The organism is Anabaena sp. AL09 (genome assembly GCF_001672255.1).
Taxonomy (GTDB): domain Bacteria; phylum Cyanobacteriota; class Cyanobacteriia; order Cyanobacteriales; family Nostocaceae; genus Dolichospermum; species Dolichospermum lemmermannii.
The window spans coordinates 1-12,504 of record NZ_LJOQ01000067.1 but is presented as its reverse complement, the minus strand read 5'-3'; the positions used below and the strand labels follow the sequence as shown (position 1 = coordinate 12,504).

The 12,504-nt window shown below is 39.2% G+C and carries 11 protein-coding genes; 5 read left to right on the top strand and 6 right to left on the bottom strand.

Annotation, left to right across the window (positions count from 1 at the left end; all coding sequences use genetic code 11):
- The first annotated feature begins 61 nt into the window (after positions 1–61).
- Positions 62–247: a hypothetical protein gene (locus AN490_RS13300; protein ID WP_300003998.1), complete on the top strand. Its 186-nt coding sequence runs from the start codon at positions 62–64 to the stop codon at positions 245–247.
- On the opposite strand, the gene AN490_RS13295 is transcribed toward AN490_RS13300, so the two are convergent.
- Together AN490_RS13295 and AN490_RS13290 are read right to left on the bottom strand one after the other, a co-directional pair.
- The gene (locus tag AN490_RS13295) at positions 231–2,396 is read right to left on the bottom strand and encodes a protein phosphatase 2C domain-containing protein (protein WP_300003995.1); all 2,166 of its coding nucleotides are present in this window, start codon (positions 2,394–2,396) and stop codon (positions 231–233) included. The genes AN490_RS13300 and AN490_RS13295 overlap by 17 nt on opposite strands.
- Positions 2,397–2,746: 350 nt before the next feature.
- Positions 2,747–3,103 (bottom strand): NAD(P)H-quinone oxidoreductase subunit M, encoded by a 357-nt coding sequence (locus AN490_RS13290; RefSeq protein WP_041457849.1) that lies wholly within the window; start codon positions 3,101–3,103, stop codon positions 2,747–2,749.
- Between the two features lie 740 nt (positions 3,104–3,843).
- Between AN490_RS13290 and AN490_RS13285 the strand changes: the two genes are divergently transcribed.
- Entirely contained in the window at positions 3,844–4,125 is a 282-nt protein-coding gene (locus AN490_RS13285) for an Npun_R1517 family heterocyst differentiation transcriptional regulator (RefSeq protein WP_041458318.1), read from the top strand.
- Positions 4,126–4,390: 265 nt separating this feature from the next.
- Here the strand turns inward: AN490_RS13285 and AN490_RS13280 are convergent, their stop codons facing one another.
- Entirely contained in the window at positions 4,391–5,086 is a 696-nt protein-coding gene (locus AN490_RS13280) for a response regulator transcription factor (RefSeq protein WP_213711317.1), read from the bottom strand.
- A gap of 221 nt (positions 5,087–5,307) precedes the next feature.
- Here AN490_RS13280 and cobA point away from each other — a divergent pair, with 221 nt between their 5' ends.
- From cobA to coaE, 3 genes are all read left to right on the top strand, one after another.
- Entirely contained in the window at positions 5,308–6,027 is a 720-nt protein-coding gene (gene cobA, locus AN490_RS13275) for a uroporphyrinogen-III C-methyltransferase (RefSeq protein WP_300003985.1), read from the top strand.
- A gap of 69 nt (positions 6,028–6,096) precedes the next feature.
- Positions 6,097–6,903 carry a uroporphyrinogen-III synthase gene (locus AN490_RS13270; protein WP_300003982.1) on the top strand — a complete coding sequence of 269 codons (807 nt, stop codon included), beginning with the start codon at positions 6,097–6,099 and terminating at the stop codon, positions 6,901–6,903.
- Positions 6,904–7,062: 159 nt separating this feature from the next.
- A complete protein-coding gene (gene coaE, locus AN490_RS13265; protein WP_300003979.1) occupies positions 7,063–7,662 on the top strand; it encodes a dephospho-CoA kinase in 600 nt (199 codons plus the stop codon).
- Between the two features lie 68 nt (positions 7,663–7,730).
- Here coaE and AN490_RS13260 read toward each other — a convergent pair whose 3' ends face one another.
- From AN490_RS13260 to AN490_RS13250, 3 genes are all read right to left on the bottom strand, one after another.
- The gene (locus AN490_RS13260; protein ID WP_300003976.1) at positions 7,731–9,560 is read right to left on the bottom strand and encodes a HEAT repeat domain-containing protein; all 1,830 of its coding nucleotides are present in this window, start codon (positions 9,558–9,560) and stop codon (positions 7,731–7,733) included.
- Positions 9,561–9,962: 402 nt separating this feature from the next.
- Positions 9,963–11,474 (bottom strand): anthranilate synthase component I, encoded by a 1,512-nt coding sequence (trpE, locus tag AN490_RS13255; protein ID WP_300003973.1) that lies wholly within the window; start codon positions 11,472–11,474, stop codon positions 9,963–9,965.
- A 222-nt stretch (positions 11,475–11,696) separates the two neighbouring features.
- Complete coding sequence (locus AN490_RS13250) at positions 11,697–12,113, bottom strand: photosystem I reaction center subunit II PsaD (protein WP_015079642.1); 417 nt, start codon at positions 12,111–12,113, stop codon at positions 11,697–11,699.
- Between the last annotated feature and the right edge of the window lie 391 nt (positions 12,114–12,504).

Genomic DNA, 12,504 nt, shown 5'->3' with positions numbered 1-12,504 from the left:
AACGTTCAAAACACAGATACAGATATTCTAGACAGAAGTAGCGAATTTAGTCATTAGTTAGTTGTCAGTTGTTAGTTGTCAGTTGTCAGTAGGGGCGAAGCATTTGGAAGATAAATTATCGTTGTTAGTAGGGGCGAAGCATTTGGAAGATAAATTATCGGTCATTGCCAAAAATAGTTCTCCAAATGCTTCGCCCGTACAGTTGTTAGTGGGAAAATTTATTTTGTCACCTATTCACAAGGACTAGGTTGATTTGATTGTAAAATAGAAATACCCTTCCCTAGATCTTGCAGTTCGGAAAAGTTAACTTGGACTATTTTAGAAGTTTCTAAGGCAGGATTGGATTTTTCACAGAGGCGCAAACGCAGATCTGGATTATTTCCATTATTAGGATTAGTTTTTTTCTCTATAACTTGGAAAAAACTTTCAGCGGAAAAAGGTTGGTTATTTAAAGTTATGGAACTATTAGCTTGAATCACCCAATTAGGAGAGAGATTATCTAAAGTTCTTTGTATAGTTGAAGGTGGAGGCTGACTGGAAAAAGGAGTCGGAGAAGAAATTATTATTGTTGGTGATTTGAATTGAAGTTTAAACCAATATCCCAATAAACCAGATAATAACGTTAATCCCAAAATAACAAACAACTGTAATGGTATTTGGGGAAGTTTGATAGTTTTATTTTCGGAAATAACTTGAGTTTTTTGATTATTAATAAAACTCTCACCATTGTGTGGATCATCTGATGAATATAATTCTGTGTCAGCTAAAAGATTAGAAATATCCGCTGTAATTCTTATATCTGGTTCAGAGTATTTGACATTGTAATGTATTAAGGCAATAGTAACATTATCATGTCCATTTTTAGTATTAGCAATTTCTATTAATCTTTGGGCAACATTTTCTATACTTGTTTTCCCAGAGAGGAGAGGCAATATTTCTGTTTCCCAAGATTCTTCTACTCGGTCAAAATCGCTCAAACCATCGGATGTGAGTAAGAAAACGGCATCTTCGTCAACAATAAAGCGTTGAGATGTGGGATGTAGTGAGGTACTTTTACTCATTCCCAAAGCCTGAACTAAGGAGCCAGAACCACTGTGTTGTAATGCTTCCCGGTAGAGAGCATAGCCCAAACGGACTTCACGGGACGCGACATCATCATCTAAAGTAACTTGATGACAACTATGGCGGGTAATCCAGTAGGCACGACTATCACCAACATGGGTAATATATATCTCATGGGCAATAGGTAAAGCCATGACAATAGTTGTTCCCATGCGTTGTCGTCCTTGACGATGTTCGCTATCATTACGCTGGCTGATTTTATCATTGGCGGTTGCCACTGCTCGTTCTAAATCAGAAAGTAGCATGGAAGGATCTATGTTGTCTTTGGGAACTGAAGTAAGTTCTTTTATTTGTTGCTGAATGGTTTCAATTGCTAGGTTAGAAGCCACATTACCGCCCTCATGTCCACCAATACCATCACAAACAACTGCTAGGGCGTTATGCTGGGGTGGTTTAGTGATCAAAGTGTCGGCGGCAGGGTAACAAGCATCTTCGTTGCGTGGGCGGCTGGGGCCTGAGTCTGTTTTAGTATAGATTGTGATAGTGGTTGTTTGAGATTTTTCTAATTGGCTCAATCCTTGATCTAAAACTTTGATTAATTGCTCAGATGAGTTAATTTCCCCCTGAATTAGAAATTCACATACTTGTTGAATAAATGGGGCAATATTTGGTTTGGCATTTTTGAGCAGTTTCAGCCAAAATTCTCCCAATTGGGATAATGTCGGGGGGGTTTCTCCATCAAAACGCAATTCCATTAAGCGAATTAGTACCCCTTCTACCCTTAATACATAAGAGTCTAGAAGGCTAGATGCTACTCCTTCAATGGCTAGGGGCTGCCATAAATTAGCTAATTGCCACAGCCAATGAATTTGGCGGATTGATGAAGCTGCACTCCAAACAGTATCTAAACTGCTGCATAGATTTGCTTGAGTGATGGTTGCATCAGTTATTAATGGTGGTCTTTCTAATAGTAATATTTCTGTTTTGCTCTGCCCATTACCTAAATTGAGGATTCCATAAACTTGTGGTATATGGAGACGATAGGGAATTAATTTCAGGTAAGGTCTAATTTTCTCTAAATCATCTAACTCTGGTATTTGGGGCAATAACCCAGGTTTAATATCTAAAAGTATGGATTTATTAATAACTAAATAGCGATTGCTCCCATCGCCTAAAATAGATCCGGGATCACCAAAGTTGAAATCATTGCCCACAGCCCACAAATAACGCTTAGGCAAAGGAGTGGAACACTGCTGGCAAAATTTGTGGGTGAGGGGATTAGCAGATTGACAATATTCATTTGGGCAGCAGAGCGTTACCGGATCATTTTCCATAGTTTTCCCACCGATCAACAATTGGCATTTTTTTCCAGAGTATTTCGTGTCATTAGTTGCTACCGCACATATTTTTGGCAACCCACAGGCTCATCATAACTTTTATTGTTATGGGAATATGTAGCAATAGCAGAACTAATTCTCCACCTGTCATTAAAACTTGACATAGCTGGCGAATATAATTCGCCAAGGCTAGTAGTCTGTCAATCCAAAAATGACGGGTAAAGAAAGGCAAGCAGGGGGAGAAGAGGGGCAGGGGGAGTAGGGGAGGGAAAAACAAGCAGAAGTTTTTTCCGATCATTACCCGTCAAAATAAATTTGACGAACTACTAGGTAGATATGTATTCCGGTTATTGATTATTACTTACGGCAATTTGGGGTAATCCCATACTGTAGTTAGTAACCCGACTGGAGAGATTATAGCTAATTTCGCCTTTTTGAAGAAGCGATCGCAAATAATGCTCTAAGTCTGAACCAATACGGCGTAAGTTATAATCTGTTAGATCCGCGCCACTAGACGCTTCTACCAATTGATCAAACTGACGATAAACTTTTTGCAGAGCATCTTCGTTCCAGTTAAATTCGTTATCTGGATCAATATCTAGTGTCAAAACTTGATTACTCGGAATCAGTTCATCTTTGTCCATTTCCGCCGCAAAAATGCGAACATGGCGGGTTGTGGACTTGAGCAGCATCAGGTTATCCATAAATTTGGGTGTAAGAATTTAGCTGAATTACACTGCAATTATTTTAACTGCTATGTTTGAGCTTACAGCAAAAATGACGGCGAAAGTCTAAAATTAGGACAGATGGGCGCAGTCAGAAGCAGGACTGGTGTTTGGGCTGTGATTTTAAGTTCGGATCTCATTTACCCGGAATGTGCCATATTTTTCTAAATTGATTCCGTCTCATGTATGTGATTATTCACAAAAAATTTTCTGATTTTTTGACTGATTCTGATTTTTTCTGACGTAAATGTACTCATCTTGTAGTGACTTCACTAGATTTTCTTCCAGTTAGTCAATTTTCCTACAGTTATAAATTGCATTTATCAAAGGAGCATCTTCAGTACAAATGCTTAATTTTTCTCGTCCGAGAAAAGTAAAAAAAATAATATTTCTTGACGTTTTTAACAAGTTGATGTAAAAACCTTTAACAAGGTCTAATCAGTTCTTTACAAAAACTTCATGGTATGACATCTCAGAAATTGAATAATAGTTTATGGCTCGGATATGCCATAAATAGGAAAGAAACACCAAAAAATAGTAGAATCTAACTAAAAAAACAGGGGGAGTAAAATAAGATGCCAGTTTTATGGATGAGAAAAAATTCTGATCTTGAAAAACTTTGGATTCACAAAAGTACAAAGAAAGTATAAGAAATTTTTCTGAAGATTTAGAACCCTACCCGGCCCGGATGACCACTAACTAAAGGAATCCTCAAAACTATGAACTCCAAAGCATTACCACGCCAAATAAATAATCCAGAAGTAGGTGTTTATGAGTGTGAAATTCACCTCAAATTCCGCCTGATTGAGGAAAAGAGTCTATTAGGTGATCGTGAGCAACTGTTACAAGTATTACTAGAGGCTTTAACTGAAGGATCTGATGATTTTTTAGAAACCTTACAAGCATCTGTAAAAGCTCAGGAGATTTCGGAGTTTAAAGCCTCCCCACAAATGCGTCGCCAAATGATGCGTTTACGCAATTTCGCTGATACTATTCAATAGTTGTTGGTGTAATTTTTGATAGTGACCAGTCTAATTCAGATTTTTCAATATTGAGTTGGAAAAGTTAGCCTTTACCTGTTTTTCTTAATCATGAGTTCGCTTGTAAACGTAAAATTACGTCTACAATATTTGCGTCTCAATGCTGCCAAGCTAGGAAAATTACAAGTAAAAATGTCTGACATTGTGTTACTATCTCAGCAGCAAAATTATCCAGGTGCACTTTACCATTTTTTTACCAAGTAACTCTCATCACAAGTAGAGTAGTTTACTTTGCTAGACCATGTTCTAAAGCAAAACGAACCAACTCTGTGCGGCTATTAGTACCAGTTTTACTAAATAGACGACTCACATATTTTTCGACATTGCGGACGCTGGTTTCCAAGCGACGGGCAATTTCTTTATTCATTAATCCTTCTGCTACCAAATTTAAAACACTTTGCTCTCTAGGAGTCAAATCTATTTTAAACGGGGCTGGCGTTTGGGATATGGCACTCCGATGAGTTAATAGTATTCTAATTTGAGCGATTTGATTAGCCAAATCGGCAAGATTTGGAGTTTCGCTGTTTTCCCCGGTTGAGGGAGTTTGGGCGCTGCGACGCGCTAGTAAGTTTTCAACTATGGCGACTAATTCATCAGGATCGAATGGTTTGGGTAAATACGCATCAACACCTGCATGATAGCCTTGAATGCGATCGCCTGTCATCCCTTTAGCAGTTAAAAATACCACTGGTAGAGCCTGAAAACGGGGGTCATCTCGCATTTGCTTGAGGAACTGATAGCCATCCACCTGGGGCATCATAATATCAGAAATGACCAAATCAGCGGTGTTTGCTTGCATCCAGTCCCAACCTTCACGGGCATTACTGGCAGTTTGAACCCTAAAACCGCTTTCTTGTAAGTATTCTTTGACGGCTTCCCGCAATCCCGGTTCGTCATCTACCAGTAACAATTGTGCTGACATTGAAAATTCCTATTAGGTGTACCTTAATCTAATCTAGCGAAATTTGGTGAGTATTGACTACTAGGGCAGAGGAAATCCATTAATTCATCCGTCTTTATCTGCGTTTATCTGCGTTTATCTGCGGTCAATAATTCTTAAAATCTGATTCTATTCTCATCCTAAATTGGTATTATATATCGCATAAAAACCCAATGGTAAATTATTAAAAGTCAACAATAAATATGATTAAAGAAATAGGTAAAGTTTACCTTGTTGGTGCAGGACCTGGAGATGTAGAATACTTAACCGTTAAAGCCTATCGGCTGTTAGCATCTGCTCAGGTGTTGGTGTACGATGCTTTAGTTGATAGTCAATTATTAGATTGTGTCCCTGTTGATTGCTTAAAAATAGATGTTGGTAAACGTGGAGGTAAACCTAGCACTTCCCAAAATGAAATCAACGATTTATTGGTAAAATATTGTTTAGAAAAGAAACAAGTTATTCGACTAAAATCGGGAGATCCTCTGATATTTGGGCGCTGTATTTTAGAAATTGCAGCTTTAAAAAATGCAGGTTGTGAATTTGAAATCATTCCGGGAATTTCTTCCGCATTAGCAGCACCATTATTAGCCGGAATTCCGCTTACAGATAACCTTCTTAGTCGTTGTTTTGCAGTTTGTACAGCCCATGAACCAGAAGCTTTAAACTGGGAAGCATTAGCAAGCTTAGAAACCTTAGTAATTTTGATGGGGGGAAAAAATTTACCAGAAATAATCCATCAACTGATAAAATATAGAAAACCTCATGCTACGCCGATTGCTATTATCCGTTGGGCTGGAACACCTAGTCAAGAAGTCTGGACAGGAGAACTGGGAAATATTCTCGAACAAACCGCTGGTTTATCTCTCTCTCCCGCAGTTATAGTCATTGGTGAAGTTGTGCGATTACGGGATTACCTATAATATGAAAAATCTCTTCTTTGCGTCTTTGCTCCTTTGTGCCTTTGCGCGAAACCAAAAATTATTAAGTGAATGTCAACCGTGAATTACAATCTTTCTCCTTTAACTGAGAAAACCATTTTAGTTACCCGTTCTGTGGGACAATCAAATCAATTTAGCGATCGCTTGACCTCCGCAGGTGCTAATGTGATAGAAATGCCAGCTTTAGAAATTGGACCCCCTAGCAGTTGGGACGCTTTAGATCAGGCAATTTCACATTTATCAACTTTTAATTGGTTAATTCTCACTTCTAGTAATGGTGTGGAATACTTTTTTGAGAGATTAGAAAAATCCGGTCAAGATAAAAATGCTTTAGCTGGTGTAAAAATTGCCGTTGTTGGGGAAAAAACAGCCCAAAGTTTACAAAAACAAAATATCCAAGCTGACTTTATTCCTCCTAACTTTGTGGCTGATTCCTTAGTGGAAAACTTTCCCGAATCACTAATAGGTAAAAAGATATTATTTCCTAGAGTTGAAAGTGGTGGAAGAGAAGTATTAGTGAAAGAATTAACAGCCAAAGGTGCAGAAGTAATTGAAGTTCCCGCTTATGAATCTTGCTGTCCTCAAGGTATCCCTCCTGCGGCTGAATATGCTTTAGTTAATAATACTGTAGATATTATTACCTTTGCCAGTTCTAAAACAGTGCTATTCTTCTCGCAATTAACAGCGCATATATTTACCTACAATCCCGAAAATTTAGCCAGAGTTTGCATAGCTTCCATTGGTCCCCAAACTTCAAAAACTTGTCAAACTGTATTTGGGAGAGTAGATATTGAAGCAGAAGAATATACCTTAGAAGGTTTAACAAATGCCATAATTAAATGGACAAATCATAGCTGAATTTTCTAATGACTAATACCAACCTTATGTGAGGTGGCACAGAATCATGAAATCCATTAATTCATCCCTCTTTATCTGCGTTTATTTGCGTTTATCTGCGTTCAATAAATCTTAAAATCTGATTCTATGAAGATTCATCTTAATTTAGTATTATAACCAATGACTAAAAACTTAATTGGTTTAACTGGTGGAATTGCGACAGGTAAAAGTACAGTTGCTAATTATTTAGCGACAACTTACAACTTACCGATTTTAGATGCAGATATTTATGCGAGAGATGCAGTATCTTTAGGTTCTCCTATTTTGTCACAAATTGCCGAAAAATATGGTACAGAAATCATATTAAGTGATGGTAATTTAAATAGATCCAAATTAGGAGAAATCATTTTTCATCAACCGGAAGAACGTTATTGGGTAGAAAGGGTAATTCATCCTTATGTGAGAAGTTGTTTTGCTAAAGCTATTAATGAATCATCTGCAAATACTTTAATTTTAGTGATTCCCTTATTATTTGAAGCTAATTTAGAAAATCTAGTTAATCAAATTTGGGTAGTATCTTGTTCTCCACAACAGCAACAACAGCGATTAATAGAACGCAATAATTTAACAGCGGAACAAGCAGCAGCGAGAATTAATAGTCAATTACCTATTGCGGAAAAAATCGCTCGTGCTGATGTGGTTTTAGATAATTCTGGTAATTTAGAATCGCTTTTACAACAAATAGATAAAGTTTTGTTGCAAAGTTCCCTTCTTCTGTAAATGCTACTTGGTGGTATTTTTACTTCTCTTATCATAATTTCTCCATTGATTGAATTAATAATTGATAATTAAGCAGTTGGTTTTTGCTGAACTTGCGATAATTTAACCCAGAGAAATGGGAAGAAGATAATGCAAATTAATCCCCCTATTGCTAAAGGATGTTTTGCTAACCATTCTAATGTTCTATCTAGTAGGCGTGATTCTCTAGTTTTTTTCAGATGATCAAGAGAGTGATTTATAGAGGCTATATTAGACTCTAATTTTTTATTATGAGTTGCGTTTAGGACTGGCATTGCTTTTTCTAAATCTTTGCTGGATTCTAAATTTTTATCCTGAGTATTTTTGAATGATTGAAGTGCTTTTTCTAAGTCTGATATAGCTTGATCTAAATCTGCAATAGGCATGGTGACAGCTTTGTTTTCAAAGTTTTGACTGATTACCTTGAAAGCGTCAGTGGCTTTTTCAAGAGCGTATTCTTGATTGTATTTACCCTTGTCCTTTAATCCTTCTATCAAAAGAGGAATAACTGCTTTGCTTTCTCCACCTATACTGCCCAGTCCAGCCGCAGCAAAGTAGCGAACACCGACATCTTTGTCGTTCAAAGCTGTGATTAAATCGGGAACAGCAGTTTTCGCGTCCTCTCCTATACTCCCCAAGGCATCAACAGCGCTCATGCGAACCCAGCTATTATTATCTTTCAAAGCTTCAATCAAGGCCGGGACAACAGCTTTCTCTTCCTTTCCTATTTGCGATAAAGCATCAATAGCACGGCAACGAAGTATGATATTGTTGCCTTTCAAAGCTTCAATCAAGGCAGGGACAGCAGCTTTCGCGTCCTCTCCTATACTCCCCAACGCATTAGCAGCACTTATGGAAACATAGCCATCGTTATCCTTCAAAGCTTCTATCAAGGCAGGGACAGCAGTTTTCGCTTCCGCTCCTATCCTTCCCAAAGCCTCAGCAGCATGCTTGCGAACTATGGCATCGTTGCCTTTCAAAGCTTCAATCAAGGCAGGGACAGCTTCCGCTCCTATCTTTTCCAAGGCGATAGCAGCTCTGAAGCGAAAGTATTTATCATTTTTCAAAACTTCTATCAAATAGGGAACAGCAGCTTTCGCTTTCTTTCCTATTTTCTCTAAAGCAAGAATAGCACGGTCGCGACCATCTTTGTCCTTTAAAGCTTCTATCCAGAAAGGAACAACCTCTTCCACTCTTTCTCCTATCTTTCCCAAGACGATAGCAGCCCTGAGGCGAAAGTATTTATCATTTTTCAAAGCTTCTATCAAAACAGGAACAGCAGCTTTTGCTTCCGGTCCTATTTCCCCCAACGCATTAATAGCACGAGAGCGAACGTCTTTATCATTATCCTTCAACGCTCCTATCAAAGTAGGAACAGCAGTTTTCGCTTCTACTCCTATATTACCCAACGCATCAATAGCACGAGAGCGAACGTATTTATCATTATCCTTCAAAGCTTCTATAAAGGAAGGAATAACAAATTTCGCTTCCGCGCCTATGTCACTCAACGCATCAATAGCACTCCAGCGAACAAGGCTATCATTGTCTTTTAAAGCTTCAATCAAAACGGGAACAGCAGTTTTCGCTTCCGCTCCTATCTTCCCCAAAGCTTCAGCGGCACCCATGCGAAGGATTGGATCTTTGTTTTTCAAAGTTGCCATTAAGGCTGGAACAGCTTCTGCTCCTATCTTCCCCAGAGCATCAGCAGCATAGTAGTTAACCTGTCCATTCCTGTCTTTTAACTGTTGAATATAGGTAGAAATTTCTGCTTCTTTGCTGGTTTGCGCCCATGCTTTATTTATCGTTACTACAGACAACCATAAGCAAGAGAAAGAAATGGCACTTACAGCTAATAATCTCGTCAACTTTCTCTTGCTCATTATTCCCCCTCACTGTAGCAATTTTTAACTCAGATGCTTTTCTTAGCTTACCTGCTTTGCATGAAATTTTTACAGTTTATTAGACCATTTGGGTGAAATTTCTGACAAAAGCTGGAATCAGACTGGCAGAAACCTGTGGGGCTGGACAACTGCGCCGGTTACAATGTTCTTAGGCTATTGAACAAGCAATTATTACCACTTATCAAGTCCAAAATGAAGTTTCTGCTGTGAGCGATTCCTAGGTCGTGCTTCGCGATCGCACTATTCAATTATCCTCATAACATTGGGAAGTGCTGTAACTCCAGTATTGATCAGGAAAATCCAAACTCTTAAACTTTGCGTCTTTGCTCCTTAGCGTCTACCCTGCGGGATCTCTAAGAGAGATTGCGCGAAAATAAATTCTCAACGCAAACAACGAATTGCTTCTAATAAACCTCTGGCTTTATTGAGAGTTTCCTCATATTCCTTTTCTGGGTCAGAATCAGCCACCAAACCTGCACCAGCTTGGACTGTAACTGTCTGATTATGTAATACCATAGTTCTGATAGCGATCGCACTATTCAATTGTCCTTCAAAATCATAATATCCATACACACCCGAATACACACCCCGGCGACTTGGTTCTAACTCATTAATAATTTCCATAGCGCGGATTTTAGGCGCACCGCTGACAGTCCCCGCCGGAAAGCACGCTTTGAGTAAATCCCATGCAGTTTTACCCGGTGCTAACTTACCTACCACGTTACTAACAATGTGCATAACATGAGAGTAGCGTTCAACGATCATTAATTCATCAACCTTCACACTACCACTGCTGCACACCCGCCCTAAATCATTGCGTCCTAAATCAACTAACATGACGTGTTCGGCGATTTCTTTGGGGTCTTGAAGTAAATCAGCGGCTAAAGCTGCATCTTCCTTTGTAGTTTTCCCTCTGGGTCTAGTTCCCGCAATGGGACGGACTGTGGCGATAATTTCCCCTTCATCATTGCATTCGGCTTTGACCATGACTTCGGGACTAGAACCGATAATTTGCCAGTCTTGGAAGTTAAAATAAGCCATGTAAGGCGAAGGATTGATTTGCCGCAAAGAACGGTATAAAGCGAAGGGATTGCCTGTATATTCTGTGGACAAGCGTTGAGAAATAACGACTTGAAAAATATCACCAGCTTTGATATGTGCTTTAGCTTTTTCTACACTAGCGCAAAATTCGGGACGGGTAAAGTTGCTGGTATAGTCCTCTATGCCCGCTTTAGGCTTGTTTCCGGGGGCTGTCCAAGATATTCTGGTGTTTTCTGGTGCTAGGGGCAAAGATAGCTTCCTAACCATTTCCTGAATGCGATCGCTCGCCTTTTGATATGCTACCTCTAACCCGGCTGGATCACGTAAATCTGCGTAGGCGATCGCCCAAATCTTCCGTTTTACCTGGTCAAAAACTAATAATTGGTCTACCTGCATCCATAATCCATCAGGAATATTGCGCTCATCTTGAGCATGAATTGGTACACGCGGCTCAATCCAATTAATTAATTCATAACCCCAAAACCCAAATAAACCACCAATTCCTGAAGGTAATTCTGGTAATTTTACTGGGTGATAAGGCGCTAAACATTCAGATAAAATTGTAAACGGATCACCTATAAAAACCTGTTGATCACCATTTCGATGGGTTTGGGTTGTTTTATCACCCCTAGCTTCCAATATCCACAAAGGATCACAGCCTAATAAACTATAACGCCCTACAGTTTCCCCACCTTCCACCGATTCCAGCAAAAAGCTGTAAGGTTGATCTGCACAAACTTTATACCAAGCGGATACAGGTGTATCCAGGTCGGCTATCCATTCCTGATACACTGGCACAAAATTACCTTGGACAGCAAGCTGTTGAAACTGGTCGAAATCGGGGAAAATCATAAATAATTAAAAATTGACAATTAAAAATTAAAAATTAACAACGAGCTTTTAGTCATGGGTAAGGGGGCAAAATTTTTCTTTTTTCCCTATTACCCATTACCCACTACATAACGATTAGTTGACAACGGCGTAAATCAACCAACAATTAAAAATCACACAAAAAGCTAGTTATTTCTGCTTTTTTAATTTTTAATTGTTAATTTTTAATTCCGCCCTGCGGTACTAAGCGTCGTGAGTAGCTTTACCGCTGAATTTGATTTGTGCAGGGTTGGGGTTTTGACCGATTCTGCGGGGTACGTGACGCACCATAGAACGTCCAGCATTTACTTTTTCAGGGAAAACGCCATCAGCAGGGTGAATCATGGTAGTTTCGCCGCCGGGGAGAATGCGGTAAACTTTGTAATCGGTAATTTTGAATTTGCGAAGTTGCGCGCCTAAAGCAATACCGTACTCTTTGCGAGCAATGTAAAGTAGGTTTTCGCCTTTTACCATTTTAGCAGCGCCACCTGTGGGCATTTCAAAGACTTGCTCTTTGGGACTAGTCCAGGTGATAGCGTACTTTTCTTCTACATCAGCTTTTGTGAGTAGTCCGCCAGTGCTGCCACCAAAGATTGGGGTTTTTCCAGTCAAAGTTGCCATAAACTGTCTCTTGTAGGTTTTTACGGCATACTAACATTGGAACTGGATTTATGTTGCGATCGCGTTATAGACTGTAACAGTTTTTAGTAATTAGTTGGTGGTTAGTTGTCAGTTGTCCGTTGTTAGTTGTCAGTAGGGGCGAAGCATTTGGAAGATAAATTATCGGTCATTGCCAAAAATAGTTGTCCAAATGCTTCGCCCGTACAGTTGTTAGTTGTTAGTAGCGGCGAAGCATTTGGAAGATAAATTATCGGTCATTGCCAAAAATAGTTGTCCAAATGCTTCGCCCGTACAGTTGTTAGTTGTTAGTAGGGGCGAAGCATTTGGAAGATAAATTATCGGTCATTGCCAAAAATAGTTCCCCAAATGCTTCGCCCGTACAGTTGTCAGT